Below are 15,373 nucleotides of genomic sequence, written 5' to 3'. Positions count from 1 at the left end.
CACCTGCCTGCGCTCCATCCCGAAGATTGGTGCGCAGCACGAGAAAACGGGCACCATTCTTCCGTTTTCCCTGACTCCTCACATAGGCTTTCGCCCGCTCGTTAGAACTGAACAGCCGTACCGAGGTGATGCGTCCCTCGTCATCGCTCGACTCCACCACCGCGTTGTAAAGGATACGCCGTTTTCGTTCCCGAACTTCCCCGGCCTCCCCCACGCTCAGCCCCTCTTTCACGTCATCTCCGGTAGAGTTTGAACAAGGCCTGGGTTCCCTCGTTTTCTCCGCCCTCTCCAGCGAGGCGTTCGTAAAGACCGAGAGAGGTCCTGAGACCGGGAGTGTCCAGATGCAGCTCTTCCGCCGACGCAAGGGCGATGCGCATGTCCTTGATGAAATGTTTCACATAAAAACCGGGCTCGAAATCCCCGGAGAGCATTCGTGGTCCCAGCTTCGACAGCGTCCAGCTCCCCGCGGCGCCGCCCTCGATACTGGCAAGCACGTTCCTGGGATCCAGACCGGCTTTCTCCGCGTAGGCAAGGGCTTCGCACACGCCCATCATCTGGGAGGCGATGACGATCTGGTTCGCCATCTTCGCGTGCTGGCCGCTCCCGGCCTTTCCCTGGTAGACAATGTTCTTCCCCATGACCTGGAACAGCGGGAGCATGCGCCGATAGGCCTCCTCGTCACCACCGACCATGATGGAAAGCCGCGCTTCCCGCGCTCCGAGATCACCTCCCGAAACCGGCGCATCCAGTGCCTCGACTCCTCGTTTCGACGCTTCGCCATGAATGCGCACCGCCAACTCCGGGCTGGAGGTGGTCATATCCACCACACAACATCCCCTGCGTACGGAAGCCAGGATGCCCCCTTCACCAAAATAGACTTCCTCCACGTCCCTGGGGAAACCCACGATGGTGATCACGACATCGCTCCGGGCGGCAAGCTCTCCCACCGTGTCACACCAGAGGGCGCCCTTCGCGACGAGCTCCTCCGCTCTGGATTCGGTTCGGTTGTAAACACAGAGAGGATATCCAGCGGCGTGTATATGCCCCGCCATGCTCCGTCCCATGACACCAAGGCCGATGAATCCCACAACAGGGAGTGACGCACCCGCTCCATCCCCACAACCGAAGGAAACAGCCGTTTCGTCCATGTCCTCTCCTCCTTGCATCACCAACAGATTCCGGGCGCCTCGCTTTCCGAAAACAGGGGCCGAAAACCGTTCGAAGAAAACCCTCGCGGGGTTTCCGCATGGTCCCCATTGTACCAAACTACCGGAATTCCGGAGCGCTTTCGTCAGCCGCGAGCGTGTTATACTGCAAAAAGAAAGTGAGACAGATTCGCTATCGGGGTGATGGTCTCGTGTACACAGTGGGTATTCTTCTCTTTCACCACGTGGAAGAACTCGATTTCGTGGGTCCTTTCGAGGTGCTCTCCTACGTGAACAAGCTTTTTCCGGGAAGCACCCGTGTCCTGCTCACGGCGGAAACACTCCATCCCGTGGACTGTTTCAACGGTATGCGCGTCCTTCCTCACGCGGCGTTCGGCGAGTGCCCCCCTTTCGATGTTCTCGTCGTCCCCGGGGGCGAAGGGCGGATCGATGCCATGAAGCGCGAGCGGATCCTCGATTTTGTACGGGACCAATCCCGCTCGGCCCGGTACGTCACGTCGGTATGCACCGGCGCATTTCTTCTTGCGGAAGCCGGGGTGCTCCGGGGAAAATCCGCCACCACGCACTGCAGCGCCCTTGCGGAACTTGCGGCATACCCTTTTGTGACCGTGACGCGAAGAAAGGTCGTCCAGGACGGCAACATCGTCACGGCCGGAGGCGTGAGTTCCGGCATCGACCTCGGCCTACATATCCTGGCACTGCTTTTCGATCACACTGTAGCGCAAGACGTGGCACGCCTCATCGAATACGAACCGAACATCTCCACTTCGGGAGACCTCTGACGCACAATACAGAACACAAACCGAAGAAACCGAAAAAGGAGCTGGAGAGAAACCATGAACAGAGTAGCAAAGACAGTTGCATTGGTTTTCCTTTTGTCGGCTCTCGGAGTCCCCGGCTCGACGGCGCAGGAAAATCCGCTTTTTCTCCTCTTTCCCCATTTGAAGAACATGCCCGCGCCTCCGTGGGTCCGGGAGGGGATGCGCCTCACCTACTTTTCCTCCGCGGCGAGCATCCCGGAAGGACGTCATCTCTACTTCAAGGATGAGAACGGCACATGGGTGGATGACCAGGGAAACCGGTACAGGCAGGAAGAAAGCGCCGGTGCAGGTGGCCATGGCTATACCCAGATCGACGTGGTGGCTCTGGAGGGGCAGCGCGTCGCTCTCCACATCAAAAGCCTCGGAATGACCGGCATCGGAACACAACAAAGCGCTCTTTCGCTTCTCGGCTTCGATGCTTACCAGGGGCCTTCCGCAGCAGGCTCCGACTGGTGGATTTCTCCCCAATTCCTCGCCTCGGTGGAGGAACGGAACGAGCAGGGGCTCCGCATTCTCCGTATGCCCTATCCGCTGGGACAGACCACCTACCGCGCCATCCGCTTCCAGACGGAGGATCCCCACGGGCGCCACGTCCGGGTCTACGATCTGGACTCAGGGGTGTTGCTTCACGCAGGAAGCGCCGTTTCGGGACGCATCTCCGGTTCTTTCACGCAGGAACTCCGCCCGGGCACATCGGGCATGCTGAGCCAGAGCACTTTCATAGGGGCGCGCCAAGTGACGCTTCCCTGGATGCAGGGGACACCCCCGCCCTGGCTCGCCACACTTCGAGCGCTGCGCTACGAGGGAACCACCACGGTCTACATCCCCGGCTCTCCCGCGTTTCCCCTTCCCGTGGCGCTCACGGCACAAACGGTCGCCCAGGGAGGGAGATGGCTGCTTCTCCGTGCGACGGATCTCCTTGCGTCGGTTCCCGGCCTTCCGCCTTCCGAAAGGCATTCATCCCGGATCAGCGGCATCGCCCAAACGGGCGGATTCTGGCTGCCTCCTGACGGCATCGCGACACTGCAGCCCGGCCAACATCTCGACACGGACCCCGTGACGGGCATCGCCACCTCCGTGAGCTTCCGCGGAGCCGGTCAGGACGGGCGTCCTCTGGTAACACTGGTCGAGTCCTGTTCCGGCTACTCTCTCGAATGTGCCTACGACGCAGAAAACGGTCTGCTCGCCGCATTCCGGCACGAGGACAGAAAACTCAACCAGGTCACGGAAATGCGCCTCGTGCAGACGCAGTGAGGATGAAGCTCCTTCCAGGTTTGACCGTAGAGGAGGCGAGAAGCGACAGCCGCTCTTCCACCTTTGTCCTCAACGCGAGAAAAAACGGAAAAACCTACGTACTTCACCGCAGAGGGATGAACAGGCGAGGCCCGTCGCTCTCCAGAACCCTGTAGAGCCGGCCCTTTTCCCGGTCCCAGGCGAAGGGGCCGCTTGGGGCTGGACGGCCGACTCCGTCGAGAAAGATCATCCTGCGCCCCACGGCGGTCTCGGAGGAAACCAGACCCCGGAGCGGCACGGCAAGGGGTTGCTTTCCGAGAACACGCCGCTCCCCCCAACTCCCCCGGGGCGGAACGAGATTCCGGGATGTCATCTCCCGGAGCAACACGTCGGTCTCGACCGGGCAGGTGGACAGAAAGAAGAATGTCGCCCTCGTCGAGGCGGCAAGCCTGTCCAGAAGCCAGAAGGCAAGCCACTCCGCTCCGGGAGGCGCCCCCTCGCGGAGCAAACTTGCCGCCGCCCAGAGCACCGCATCCACCGCGGCGAGCGATTTGGGAATCTCCCGAGGGTTCCAGAATCCCGAGACGGCATCCCACTTTTCAGGATCCCCCTCGGGGAAAAGGGACTCCACCAACGCCAGCGCCTCCGCAGCAATCTCCATGGAAAAAGGACCCTTCGGTGCGGCACGGCCGTCATCGCTCCGGAACGCTTCTTCGAGGGCCGTCCATCGCTCCTCCGGCGAAGCGCTCCTGGCGAAGGAACGAATCAGCTCCTTCGCGGGGAGGATCTGCTCCCTCCCCGCCATACGCTGCGCATACCGATGCAACAACTCTTCGTAGGCGCTTTCGCCCCACGCCGTTCCTCCGGAACACGACATGGAAAGCATCAAAAACACAAACACCGCGGCGGTACCGAGAATTCCTTTTGCAACCCTCCCTGATTTCACCGGTCTCCTCCCCCCTCCTTGCAAAATCTCACCATCGGTGCGGCTGCACGAACCGTACGACGTCAGGCCGGAATACCGTCCAAAACCTTTCCGAGCGCTCCGCAGGAGATGAGTTCGTTCACACGCTCCACAAAAGGAATGTTCTCGGGACAAATGCTCGCCAATCCCCCCCGGAGAAGAATGGAGGAATAGCCGAGATCACGGGCTCCGCGGCACGAGGAGAGCACACAGAATTCCGCACAGAATCCGGCGAAAATCACCGTATCCACCCCAAGGGAGCGGAGCCGTTCGTCCAGATCGGTACCGCAGAAGGCATTGCCCTTCTCCTTCACCACCCGGAGATCCTCCGGAGCGACGACAAACGCCTCGGGCAGGTCGAAGCCCTTCGCCCCCGGAACCAGTCCATCCTCGGCATCGCAATGCTGCACCCACACTACGGGGAGCTTCTTCGCCCGAAAGAGGGGTATGACGGCGTTGATCATCGCCTGCACCTCTTCAAGAGAGCGGCGCGCTACTTCGTTGTGCCCATAGAACAAATTCTGCATGTCCACGACAAGAAAAGCCGGCTTCATGAAAAACATCGCTCCTTCTCCATTCGGATTGTCCACCCGAGGAGGTGCTCCCGTCTCCCTCTACGAACAACGCCGAGACAAGGATCGCTTTCGAGGACCTCCTCCTGTTTCCCGGCTTCGCTCCTCCGCGTGGACAAAGAGATTGTACGGCAAATTCACCTCCCGGAGGAGAGAAGATCGTTTTTCAGCAGGTCGTTTTTTCAGCCGGGAAAGAGCGGAGAATCCGAAGAGGGAATGGAGAAATGCCTTTCCAAGAAAACGCCGTCACCCCGGTCCCGGAGAGGGGGAATGACTCCACGAGGAGTGTTTTTTCTCTCTCCGGAACGGAGGTAACTCCCTTTTCGACGAAGCGAACCCCTTCGCCTCTGCCGGAAAAATCCGAATTCGGGAGAGGTCCGATGTTTCACCCTTCCGCAAAGACTCACTCGTGCCGGGAGAGCCCCTTCACGACCTTGTCGATCGCTTTCCGCTCCCCGTAGAACGCCATGCCCACGAGATTGAGTTTCTCGCCGGGAACGCCGCACACCGCCGCACGGTTCGCCTCGTCTCCCGAGGTTTCGAAGAGTTCCTCCGTGTAGACGGAAAAGCGCACCCCCTGCCGGAGGGCACGCTCCCGGAGCGTTCCCATTTTCTCCCGCGGCGCGGTATAGATCATCACGGGCTGTCGCAGCATGGGGAGATAGATATTTCCGTCCGCATCGCGGTAGGGTTCCCCGAGAAGCCCGTCGATGCCGGCGATTCCGCTCGCCGTGAACGCGGTGACATTGAGTTTCTGCCAGGGAAGCAGGTCTTCCCGGACGACGACAGCGATTTTGTCCGCATACTCCACGCTCTTCACACCTCCAGAGATCGCCGGTAACACCCCGGCGTCATGCCGAAGATCTCCCGAAAACGTCGGTTCAGATGGCTCTGATCGCAGAATCCCGCCTCCAACGCCGCCTCGGCCAGACTCCGGCCCTTTTCGATGAGGTCCCTCGCCCGCTCCACCCTGCACTGGATCTGAAAACGGTGAGGCCACATCCCCGTCTCGCGCTGAAACAGCCGGAGAAACGAGAACGGCGAAAGGTCGAACATGGCCGCCATTTCCTCCAGAGAGCTGTTCCGTCCGAGATTTTCCCGGAGATGCGTCATGGCGTCTTGGACGATCTTGCCGGGAAGCCTCTTCGTGGGAGCGGGGATGCCGGGAGTACCGCATCGTCGGAGGAGGGCACCAAAAGCACGGAAAAAGGCGGTCTCTACTTCCAGCGTGGAGGCAAAACGATCCGTCAGCGTTTCGAACATGGTCGACAGAAGAAGTGAGAGCGCCGCATCGTCGCAGGTGGCGCTCCCGAAAAGAAACGAGCGGCGCGGATCCGTGGGAACAGCCCTTGCGACCCGCTCCGCCAGGGAGGTCGGAACGTAGATCATCCGGTAGACGAACCCTGTCTCGTCCCCGGCATGACCGTCGTGTACCTCTCCGGGATTGATGGTGATGATCCCCCCCGGCGTCATGCGGTGTTCGCTTCCGCAGCAACGGAACACCTGAACTCCCTGCAGGGTCTGTCCCACGGCGATGTCGTCGTGGCTGTGCAGGGCGTAGGCAAAGGAGACGAAGCGGGAATACCTAAGAAACACGCCTTCGAGAGAGGGAACTCTGTGGAAATCTGTAAATTCCCGGTCGCTCCGTTTTCTCTCTTTCACGGCGCGCCGTCCCGCACAGGCGATTCCGGAGATGCGCGGCGCACCGCGCCTTTTTGCGCCCCGACGGACGGGCCAGGCCAGACATAGGGCAGATCGGGAGGTTCCGTCCATCCGAATCGGCCGTACCACGACGGATCCTTGCGGAGCAGGTTGGACCGGTGCGCCCCGTGGAAAGCCTCGTCCCCGAACCAGAAAGGGAGAAAACCGCGTTCCTCGCCCTTCATGGCACGGACATACCGCTCCGCTAACTGCACCGCAAGCGCTTCGCCTTCGGAAGACGCTCCTTCGAGGCGGAAGGAGACCGCGAGAATCTTTCCTCTGCATGTGTCGGCGAAACCGAGAGAGATCCAGCGGTCACAGACGACGACGCCGAAATGCGCGAGCGCGGCGGTGTGTCCCTCCCACATGATTCTGGCCGGGTGCGAGCGCCACCTCGTCAAGGCCCGACCGGGAAGAAAGGTGTTGAGAAGCTGCAACACCTCCACGCGCTGCTTACCGAGGCGTTTCGGATCGAGTACGGCGGCACTCGCCGCGAAGTCTCCGTAGGGAAGAAAGGTATGCATGATTGCTCTCCCGTAATAGATACATCCGTCATCGCCCTCTCAAAACGGAAGGGTTTTTTCTCGCCCGGCAAGGCTCTCCTGCACTCCGCATCCGGGCACCTTCGCTCCGCGGCGGACATCATTCTTTGAATCAGCATAGACGAAATCCAGCAAAGAGGCGAGAACCCCTTCTGCTCTCCTGCAACACCGAACCGGCGCACGGTAACATCAAAAGGAAACGCAACATCGCTTCCGGCACTTCGCTGTGCCGTGCAGGCCGCTCGAAACGCAGCGGTTCGAAACCCTCCATAACGAGAGGACTCCCGGATTTCCGGGAGTCCTCTCTCGCCTCAGGGCACGTCCTCGCCTCAAGGCACGTCGCTCAAAACCGCAATGCATTCCCGGAAGAGAGGAATCGATTTCTTTTTACTTCAGGGAAGCCCTGACCAAGGAGGATGCGCCTTTCCTCGATTACAGATCGCATCCCGTTTTCCCGGGATCGGCGCGACATTTTTCTCAGAGGTTCCTCAGCTCTTCGAGAGCGCGAAACAGAGCGTCCTTGAAACACTCGCTCAGCGTCGGATGAGGGTGCACCGTGTACGCCACGTCCCGGACATGCATGCCCTGCCGCAGCGCCAGCGCCGCCTCGGCGATCATGCACGAGGACTCGGCCCCCATCATGTGCACGCCGAGCAAAGTACCGTCCTTGCCCGCCACGACCTTCACGAATCCTTCGGTCTCCCCCATCGCAAGGGCCATGCCGTTTCCGAGGAAAAAGGCACGTCCGACGACGACGGAAATTCCCCGTTTCTCCGCCTCCTGCTCGGAGAACCCCACCGCTGCGATCTCCGGATCTGCGAAGACACACCAAGGAACCGACTCCGGCGGAATGGCGACCCTGTTTCCCCGCAGATGCTCCACAGCGACGAGGGCCTGATATTCCGCGAGATGGGCCAGCATCATACCGCCGGTCACATCGCCCACCGCGTAGACGCCGGGCTCGGTGGTCTGCATGTGCTCGTCCACGGCGATACTCCCCTGGGGGGTACGGGCGATGCGCGTCCTTTCGAGCCCGAATCCGTCCAGCACCGGAACCATGCTGGAGGCGAGAATCAGCCGGTCGCAGCGCACCTCCTCCGGTGCTTCCCGGCTCGTTCCCTGAACGCGAAGTGCCCCATCCTCCAGGGTAATCCGCTGGGGGCAAAAGGAGTCCACCATGCGAATGCCGCGTTTTTTGAAGTGCTGCACCAGCTTCTTCTTAATGTCCCGATCCGCCCTGCGGAGAAGTTCCTCCGAGTGCTTCAGGATCGTCACGTCCTTACCCAGGGAACGGAGAAGTTCCGCCAGTTCCACCGCGATGACGCCCGCGCCGATCAGGGCGACCGAGGTGACACGTCTGTGCTCAGGGCTCTTCCAGAGGTCGGGATCCGCCACGGCGCGATCGCCCGGAAGAACTCCGGGAAGATCCGCTCCTTCAATGTCGAGGGACAAGGAACGGGATCCCGTGGCGAGCAGCAGGGTGCGCCCCCGAAGGAGCCTCTTCGTTCCGCTCGCATCCACAACCTCAAGGGTTTTCAGCTCCCCCGTCTCCAGGATCGAACCGATTCCTTCGAAAACCTCGACACCGCTCATGCGCAGGAGCGTCGCGAGCCCTTCCCGGAGCTTCGAGACGACCGCTTCCTTTTCTTCCCACAGGTGCTCGACACTTCCTCGTCCGCGCAGGAGCCGGGCATAATAGGATTTCGTGGGAATGCACCCGCGGTTGAGGCACATGCCCCCGAGACGATCCTTTTCCACCAGAGCGACCCTCATTCCCGCCTTGCCGGCAAGTTCCGCCGCCCGGTATCCTCCGGGGCCACCGCCGAGAACGACGAGATCGTAGGGCGACGTCATTCCCCCCGCCTCCACCGAAGCACCGGTTTTCGTGCCGCCGTCGTCTCGTCGGGCCGGGCCACGAATGTCGAATGCGGTGCCGTTTTCACCCCTTCGGGATTTTTCTCCGCCTCCTCCGCGATGGAGCAAAGCGCCTTCGCGAAGACATCCAGCGTTTCCTTGCCCTCGGTCTCCGTGGGCTCGATCATCATGGCTTCCTCGACAACCAGCGGGAAATAGATCGTGGGCGGATGGAATCCGTAGTCCATGAGCGCTTTCGCCATGTCCAGGGTGGAGACACCTCCGGAATCGTGTTGCCTCTTGCCGGAGAGAACGAACTCGTGTTTGCACATCCGGTCGTAGGGAAGCAGGAAACGATCCTTCAGGAGCGCCATGAGATAGTTCGCGTTGAGCACTGCATTGTGGGCCACTTCGCGCAATCCCTCGGCTCCCATGCTCAGGATATAGGCGTAGGCGCGCACCAGAACACCGAAATTGCCGTAGAAGGAGCGAACCTTCCCGACGGACAGAGGACGGTCCTCGTCGAATTCATAGAGGTCGCCGCACTTGCGGACGAGAGGAACAGGCAAAAAGGGAAGCAGTGCCTCTCCCACGCCGACGGGCCCGGAACCGGGTCCACCGCCGCCGTGGGGAGTGCTGAAGGACTTGTGCAGGTTCAGATGGATCACATCGAAGCCCATATCCCCGGGGCGGACCTTGCCCAGAATGGCGTTGAAGTTCGCACCGTCGTAGTAGAGAAGCCCTCCTTTTCCGTGGACGATGTCGGCCACGTCCGTGATCGTCTCCTCGAAAAGTCCCAGGGTATTCGGATTGGTGAGCATGATCCCCGCCACGCGGTCATCCATGGCCTCTCGCAGGGCATCCAGATCCACGTTGCCCCGTCGGTCCGACGCGACTTCCACCACATCGTATCCGGCCAGGGCGGCGGAGGCCGGGTTCGTCCCATGGGCTGTATCGGGGATCAGGATCTTCGTGCGCTTTTCGTCCCCCCGATGCCGATGGTAGGCCCGGATGATCATGATTCCCGTCAGCTCGCCGTGGGCGCCCGCCGCAGGCTGAAGAGAAACGCCGGCCATGCCGGTGATCTCCGTCAGCATCTCCGTGAGTTCGTACATGAGCCGCAGCGCCCCCTGAGAACACTCCGCCCCCTGCAAGGGATGCGCCAGCGCGAAGCCGGGAAGGCGCGCCGCGTCCTCGTTGCACTTGGGGTTGTATTTCATCGTGCAGGATCCGAGCGGATAAAACCCCTCGTCCACGGCGAAATTCTTCTGGGAAAGCCGCGTGAAATGACGGACCACATCCACCTCGCTCAACTCGGGAAGACAAACGGGCTCGCGCCGCAGCATCTCTCCCGGAAGCAAGGATGCCACCGCTTTTTCAGCGACATCGAGAGGTGGCAGAACGCATCCTCGTCTGCCGGGCACACTCGCGTCGAAACTTACCGGTTCCAGGCGATTCATTCTCCACACCTCCCCGCACAGACGGCAAAGCGCTCGATTTCCTCTCGGGTTCTCTTTTCCGTGACGGCCACGAGCCATCCTCCCGGATACTCCGGATAGGCAAGGGACAGATCGTATCCCCCGAGAAAACCCTCCATCAGAAGATGGCGGTTCAATTTTTCCACAGGTTTCGAACTCTTCAGCGCAAATTCGTTGAAAAACGGCGCCCCGCCGAACAGGGGAGAGAACCCGCTCTCCGCACAAAGCATCTCCCACGCCGCATGGGCCTTCTGGAGAGACTGCTCCGCCACCTCCCGGAGTCCCTTCGGTCCCAGGAGGCTCATGTACACCGTGGCCATGAGAACATTCAGGTTCTGATTCGAGCAGATGTTGGAGGTGGCCTTCTCCCGCCGGATATGCTGCTCCCGGGCCTGAAGGGTAAGAACGAAACAAGGTTTCCCCTCCCGGTCCGTGGTCTTTCCCACGACTCTTCCGGGAAGTTTCCGCATGTATTTCTCCCGGACCGCGAAAAATCCGAATCCGGGGCCGCCGAAGCTCAGCGGATTGCCCAACGGTTGTCCTTCGCCGACGACAATATCGGCACCGAAGGACGAAGGGGGTTCAAGAAGAGCAAGCGCGATAGGATTGGCGGAGACGATGAACAGGGCGCCGCTCTCTTTCGCGACGGTACCCAGGGATGCCATCTCCTCAAGACAGCCGAAGAAGTTCGGCTGCTGTACCAGAATCGCCGCAGTCTCCCCGGAGATTTTTCCTTTCAGGTCTCCGAGATTCGTGACGCCATCCTTGATGTCGCATTCGACAAGCCGCATTCCCCGCAGGGGAAGATACGTCGCCAGAACCTTGCGCGTCTCCGGATGGACCGAGCGGGAAACCAGCACATCGCTCCTCTTCGTCGTTCCTCCCGCCAGCAAAGCCGCCTCCGCTGCGGCGCTCGCACCGTCGTACATGGAGGCGTTCGACACATCCATCCCGGTGAGGGCGCAGATCATGCTCTGAAATTCGAAAATCGCCTGGAGCGTTCCCTGGCTCAACTCCGGTTGATAGGGCGTGTAACTGGTGTAGAATTCCTGACGAAGCGCCATGTGATTCACCACTGCAGGGATGAAGTGGTCGTACATTCCGGCCCCGAGGAAACAGGCCTTTTCTCCCGCATGTGCGTTCGATGCGGCGAGCGCACCGAGATGGGCGAGCATCTCCATCTCCGACATGGCAGGTGGCAGTTTCAGCGAACGTGAGAAGAGGAGCGACTCGGGGATATCTCCGAAGAGTTCCTCCTCGTCGGAGATCCCCAGTACATCAAGCATTGCGGCGCGCTGTTCCTCCGTGTTCGGGATGTAGCGCACGCTTATCCCTCCTTTCTCTCCGTTTCCGCGACGAATGTTCTGTATGCCTCCCACGTCAGTAGTTGCGCACTCTCGGACGGATCGGAAAGCTCCAGGATCGCGATCCAGCTTCCATAGGCATCCTCGTTCACCCGCTCCGGAGCGTCCTCAAGCGTCCCGTTGACCTCCACGACCTTGCCGGAAAGGGGTGCGTAGACGTCGTTCGCTCCCTTAACGGACTCGACGACGCAGAAATCATCCCCCTTCGACACGGTGCGGCCGACTTCCGGAAGCTCCACGTAGACCACGTCGCCCATGGCGTGCTGGGCAAAATCCGTCACACCGACCCACGCCTTCCGTCCCTCTACTCGTACCCACTCGTGCGTCTCCGTGTAGAACAGTCCTTCCTGCACCTTCGCCATCATGTCATTCCTCCCCCGTGTGTTTTCTCTCTGCCCGTGTTCCAATTTTCGATGCGCGCATTCCACTCGCCCCGAACTCAAGGAAACGCCGTGTCATTTCATTTATGGTAGCGTTTTCGGACGAAGGGTTTCTTCACGCGTTTTGCCCGGCGCTCCTTACCGTGAATGTCGATGTCGAACACCTCTTCATCGCAATGGGAGGCATCGAGGAGAGCCAGTGCGATACCCGTTCCCAACGAGGGCGAAAACCCTCCCGTCGTGACCGTCCCGATCTCCGTCCCTCCGGCAGTGCGGACCGTATAGCCCGCACGGGGAACACCCTTGTCCTCCATGGAAAGACCGATGATCTTCCTCGGAACACCTCCGGCCGTCATGGCCGCCAGCGCATCTCTTCCGATGAACGGCTTGTCCAGTCGGACAAAACGGCCCAGATCCGCCTCAAGGGGCGAGATGTGCACGGAGATCTCATGGCCGTAGAGCGGAAGACATGCCTCGAACCGCAGGCTGTCCCGTGCGCCGAGGCCGATCGGCAACAGCCCTTCCGGCTTGCCCGCGTCGAGAAGCACGTCCCACAGGTCGGTGCCGCCTGTCCAGGGCAAAAAGATCTCGAATCCGTCCTCTCCCGTGTAGCCCGTTCGGGAGACGAGGGCGGCCATTCCCGCAAGATCCGGGATCTCCGCAAAATGAAAAAACGGAATCGTGTCGAGATCGAACTTCGTGAGGCGCTGCAGAATCTGTTGGGCTTTCGGGCCTTGAAGTGCCAGTTCCGCGTAGTCGGCGGAGCGATCCGTCACCCGTACGTTTCCTGACGCATGTCCTGCGAACCATTCGTAGTCCTTTTGCGCGTTCGAGGCGTTCACCACCAGAAAATAGCGCCGCGGATCATAGCGATAGATCAGCAGATCATCCACGACACCCCCGTTGGGATAACAGAGGAGAGAATAGAGCACCTGACCGTCGTGCATGGAACGAACATCGTTCGTCACCATACCTTGGAGCCATGCCTCCGCATCCTCCCCCTCCACGAGGACCTCCCCCATGTGCGAGACATCGAAGAGCCCCGCCGTCTCGCGCACCCGGAGATGTTCCTCCACGATTCCGGGCCGGTATTGCACAGGAAGCTCCCACCCCCCGAAATCCACCATCTTTCCTTGCTGAGACAGATGTTTCTCGTAAAATGGAGTACGCCTCACCCTTTCCATCCCCTTTCTCTTCCCGGCATCTCTTCCCGACAGCACACATGCGCTCCAACGCGATTGACGGTTACAACAACTCCAGTTCCTGAGACTCCAGCCATCCGAGGACATCCCTCACCTCCGGCGCTGGACACGCGATGTTTGCGGAACGAAGTCGTTCCGCAAACACCTTCGCTTCCGGAACAAGCCCGACGAAAAGGCATTCCACGCTCCGAAGCAGCTCCGCATCGAGCGCATCCGTAAAGAGACGGCATTCCGACACGACTCCGTCTTTCACCGTCATGCCGAGCTGCACCTCCCCCCAGCCGAAGCGGTGCTCCATCTCGAGATCGAAGGCGGGTGTCTTGCCGTAGATCAAGGAACGACTCGCGTATTTCTCTCTCAAAGCCGCCACGGCGCTCTCCGCAAAGATTGCGGAAGCATCAAGGATCTCTCCAGGGCCGAAATAATCGGAAAACGCACGCTGCAACGCGTCCCGAACATCCGCCACCGTCACGACAGGCCGGAGTTCGCAGAGATTGGCCACTCGCGACCGAACCGACGTCACACCCTTCGCGACCAATTTGGCCTTCGAAGGCTGGAGATAGCGCGCCATGCGCTCCATCTCCACAGAGACGAGAATCGTTCCGTGGTGAAATCTTCCCGAGGCCCCGCGGTAAAAGGCGTTCCCCGAAATTTTTCGTCCTTCCACGGTGATGTCATTTCGCCCTCCGAACTCGGCAGCGACGCCGAGGCTCCGCAGCGCGTCGAGCACCACCTTGACCTGCCGCAGGAAATCGTAGGTTTTCGGCGTTGCCAGAAAGGTGAAATTACAATTTCCCAAGTCGTGATAGACCGCGCCGCCCCCGGAAAGACGACGGGCCAGACGGCCGTCCTCCGCCTCAAGAAGTTCCGTGCGACATTCTCTCCAGGCATTCTGATTTCTGCCGATGACCACCGTGCGGTCGTTCTGCCACAGATAGAGGATCATCGTGCCATCTTCGACACGATCCAGCAGATACTCCTCGAGTGCGAGGTTCCACCAGGGGTCGTGCGAAGGCGATGTCACCCGTATCGTCCGAATCTTTCTCATCTCTCCATCCCCTCCAAAACGAAAAAACGCACGACAGAAACTCGCCGGGTCATCCCCGAGAAGTTTCTGTCGTGCGCCCGAAAGCACCCTTCAGAACTCGTCCTGCCGTAATCCTCGTGCCTGAGAGATTCGGCCCCCTTGCTGCGACCTTGCCCCTTCGGCGCCCGCCTTCCGGCGGGACTCTCTTACGGCGCTCATCCTCACGCTATTCTATATCATTTATAACAAAATAGCCTACTCCTCCTCTCCGTGTCAACCCTGAGGAACATACTCATGCATGGCAGTGCTGGTTTCAGCGAGCATCCTCTCCATCCGCCACATAGACCTTCAGGAGCAAGGAAACTCCCTCCAGCTCTTCCAGCCGTTCCCCAACGAGCCGGCAACGATGTTTCTCGTAAAACCGGGTGTAGGGGTTGCCCGCAAGGACTCGAATCTCCACGGGAAGAAGCTCCCGCGCCGCCAGCTCCGAGATCGCCGCCTCGAACAGGGCCGTTCCGATGCCTCGCCCCTGATGCTCCGGTAGAACATAGAGGGCGTAAATCTCTCCTCTGCCATGGCAATCCTCACCCCGACAGGGGCCGGACAGCGAGAACCCGAGGACACGATGTTCCTCCTCGACCACGGCGACACGAACGGTAGGGAAAGCGGAGATCGCCTCGAAAAATCTCTCCGCCGAACCCTCCACGCTCAAACCGTCGAGCAGGGAGTCCGGAACCAGGCCCGCATAAGCGCACCGCCACGTTTCGACCCGCACCACCGCCATCTGCCGTGTGTCTTCCGCCACGGCACTTCTGACCGTCGCCACTGTTCCACCTCCAACGCTGTGTTTCTCAACCGCCCCCCTGCAGCCTCAATCGGCGTCTCTTCCGATTATGCTCTAAAGAGTGTGCAAAAAGTGATTGCGGAGGGGGATTCAAAGAAAGAAGGTCATGGTGTAGGGTGTCTGCAGCGCATAAGCAACCCGAGCCCTTGGGAGGCGATACACCATGACCGGAAAGAAGCATAGCAGTCGTTTCGCTGGAATGAAAGCCCTTTTCGGGAACGAAAC

General features: G+C 60.3%; 16 protein-coding genes and 1 riboswitch. Of the genes, 2 read left to right on the top strand and 14 right to left on the bottom strand.

The window, feature by feature from the left end; all coding sequences use genetic code 11:
* On the bottom strand, window positions 1-214 hold a 214-nt coding region (locus tag Q1K49_RS02825), incomplete at its 3' end, for a hypothetical protein (RefSeq protein WP_300522545.1).
* 19 nt (window positions 215-233) lie between these two features.
* Entirely contained in the window at window positions 234-1,148 is a 915-nt protein-coding gene (locus Q1K49_RS02820) for an NAD(P)-dependent oxidoreductase (RefSeq protein ID WP_300522543.1), read from the bottom strand.
* A 209-nt stretch (window positions 1,149-1,357) separates the two neighbouring features.
* Here Q1K49_RS02820 and Q1K49_RS02815 point away from each other — a divergent pair, with 209 nt between their 5' ends.
* Together Q1K49_RS02815 and Q1K49_RS02810 are read left to right on the top strand one after the other, a co-directional pair.
* A complete protein-coding gene (locus tag Q1K49_RS02815) occupies window positions 1,358-1,948 on the top strand; it encodes a DJ-1/PfpI family protein (RefSeq protein WP_300522541.1) in 591 nt (196 codons plus the stop codon).
* Between the two features lie 54 nt (window positions 1,949-2,002).
* Window positions 2,003-3,241: a hypothetical protein gene (locus tag Q1K49_RS02810; protein ID WP_300522539.1), complete on the top strand. Its 1,239-nt coding sequence runs from the start codon at window positions 2,003-2,005 to the stop codon at window positions 3,239-3,241.
* A gap of 103 nt (window positions 3,242-3,344) precedes the next feature.
* Here the strand turns inward: Q1K49_RS02810 and Q1K49_RS02805 are convergent, their stop codons facing one another.
* The 12 genes from Q1K49_RS02805 to Q1K49_RS02750 all read right to left on the bottom strand — a co-directional run bounded on the left by Q1K49_RS02805 (window position 3,345) and on the right by Q1K49_RS02750 (window position 15,130).
* The gene (locus tag Q1K49_RS02805; protein WP_300522537.1) at window positions 3,345-4,166 is read right to left on the bottom strand and encodes a hypothetical protein; all 822 of its coding nucleotides are present in this window, start codon (window positions 4,164-4,166) and stop codon (window positions 3,345-3,347) included.
* Between the two features lie 62 nt (window positions 4,167-4,228).
* Window positions 4,229-4,738 (bottom strand): isochorismatase family protein, encoded by a 510-nt coding sequence (locus Q1K49_RS02800; RefSeq protein ID WP_300522535.1) that lies wholly within the window; start codon window positions 4,736-4,738, stop codon window positions 4,229-4,231.
* A 421-nt stretch (window positions 4,739-5,159) separates the two neighbouring features.
* Complete coding sequence (locus Q1K49_RS02795; protein ID WP_300522532.1) at window positions 5,160-5,567, bottom strand: DUF2000 domain-containing protein; 408 nt, start codon at window positions 5,565-5,567, stop codon at window positions 5,160-5,162.
* Window positions 5,568-5,572: 5 nt separating this feature from the next.
* Window positions 5,573-6,418 carry an AraC family transcriptional regulator gene (locus Q1K49_RS02790; protein WP_300522529.1) on the bottom strand — a complete coding sequence of 282 codons (846 nt, stop codon included), beginning with the start codon at window positions 6,416-6,418 and terminating at the stop codon, window positions 5,573-5,575.
* Window positions 6,415-6,981, bottom strand: a complete 567-nt coding sequence (locus Q1K49_RS02785) for an MSMEG_6728 family protein (RefSeq protein WP_300522526.1) — start codon at window positions 6,979-6,981, stop codon at window positions 6,415-6,417. Before Q1K49_RS02785 ends, Q1K49_RS02790 begins: the two co-directional genes overlap by 4 nt.
* Window positions 6,982-7,476: 495 nt before the next feature.
* Window positions 7,477-8,853, bottom strand: a complete 1,377-nt coding sequence (locus Q1K49_RS02780; protein WP_300522524.1) for an NAD(P)/FAD-dependent oxidoreductase — start codon at window positions 8,851-8,853, stop codon at window positions 7,477-7,479.
* On the bottom strand, window positions 8,850-10,313 hold the full coding sequence (gene gcvPB / locus Q1K49_RS02775) for an aminomethyl-transferring glycine dehydrogenase subunit GcvPB (protein WP_300522521.1): 1,464 nt from the start codon (window positions 10,311-10,313) through the stop codon (window positions 8,850-8,852). The genes Q1K49_RS02780 and gcvPB overlap by 4 nt, the downstream gene beginning before the upstream one ends.
* The gene (gene gcvPA, locus Q1K49_RS02770) at window positions 10,310-11,656 is read right to left on the bottom strand and encodes an aminomethyl-transferring glycine dehydrogenase subunit GcvPA (RefSeq protein WP_300522518.1); all 1,347 of its coding nucleotides are present in this window, start codon (window positions 11,654-11,656) and stop codon (window positions 10,310-10,312) included. The genes gcvPB and gcvPA overlap by 4 nt, the downstream gene beginning before the upstream one ends.
* Before the next feature lie 2 nt (window positions 11,657-11,658).
* Window positions 11,659-12,060 (bottom strand): glycine cleavage system protein GcvH, encoded by a 402-nt coding sequence (gcvH, locus tag Q1K49_RS02765; RefSeq protein ID WP_366146032.1) that lies wholly within the window; start codon window positions 12,058-12,060, stop codon window positions 11,659-11,661.
* Window positions 12,061-12,155: 95 nt separating this feature from the next.
* Window positions 12,156-13,259 carry a glycine cleavage system aminomethyltransferase GcvT gene (gene gcvT, locus Q1K49_RS02760; RefSeq protein ID WP_366146031.1) on the bottom strand — a complete coding sequence of 368 codons (1,104 nt, stop codon included), beginning with the start codon at window positions 13,257-13,259 and terminating at the stop codon, window positions 12,156-12,158.
* 61 nt (window positions 13,260-13,320) lie between these two features.
* Window positions 13,321-14,325, bottom strand: coding sequence for a lipoate--protein ligase (locus tag Q1K49_RS02755; RefSeq protein WP_300522514.1), 1,005 nt, complete (start codon window positions 14,323-14,325; stop codon window positions 13,321-13,323).
* 98 nt (window positions 14,326-14,423) lie between these two features.
* Window positions 14,424-14,523, bottom strand: a riboswitch (glycine riboswitch).
* Window positions 14,524-14,617: 94 nt separating this feature from the next.
* A complete protein-coding gene (locus Q1K49_RS02750) occupies window positions 14,618-15,130 on the bottom strand; it encodes a GNAT family N-acetyltransferase (RefSeq protein ID WP_300522513.1) in 513 nt (170 codons plus the stop codon).
* Window positions 15,131-15,373 lie beyond the last annotated feature (243 nt).

The organism is Aminiphilus sp. (genome assembly GCF_029975095.1).
Taxonomy (GTDB): domain Bacteria; phylum Synergistota; class Synergistia; order Synergistales; family Aminiphilaceae; genus Aminiphilus.
Note: the sequence above shows the minus strand (reverse complement) of the source record. Positions and strands in the feature narration are given on the sequence as shown.

Bases quoted from the DNA above. Each gene is read 5' to 3' on its own strand.
- Q1K49_RS02800 (WP_300522535.1), bottom strand. From the start codon at position 4,738: ATGAAGCCGGCTTTTCTTGTCGTGGACATGCAGAATTTGTTCTATGGG.
- Q1K49_RS02810 (WP_300522539.1), top strand. From the start codon at position 2,003: ATGAACAGAGTAGCAAAGACAGTTGCATTGGTTTTCCTTTTGTCGGCT.
- gcvT (WP_366146031.1), bottom strand. From the start codon at position 13,259: ATGGAAAGGGTGAGGCGTACTCCATTTTACGAGAAACATCTGTCTCAG.
- Q1K49_RS02820 (WP_300522543.1), bottom strand. From the start codon at position 1,148: ATGGACGAAACGGCTGTTTCCTTCGGTTGTGGGGATGGAGCGGGTGCG.
- gcvPB (WP_300522521.1), bottom strand. From the start codon at position 10,313: ATGAATCGCCTGGAACCGGTAAGTTTCGACGCGAGTGTGCCCGGCAGA.
- gcvH (WP_366146032.1), bottom strand. From the start codon at position 12,060: ATGATGGCGAAGGTGCAGGAAGGACTGTTCTACACGGAGACGCACGAG.
- Q1K49_RS02780 (WP_300522524.1), bottom strand. From the start codon at position 8,853: ATGACGTCGCCCTACGATCTCGTCGTTCTCGGCGGTGGCCCCGGAGGA.
- Q1K49_RS02755 (WP_300522514.1), bottom strand. From the start codon at position 14,325: ATGAGAAAGATTCGGACGATACGGGTGACATCGCCTTCGCACGACCCC.
- Q1K49_RS02785 (WP_300522526.1), bottom strand. From the start codon at position 6,981: ATGCATACCTTTCTTCCCTACGGAGACTTCGCGGCGAGTGCCGCCGTA.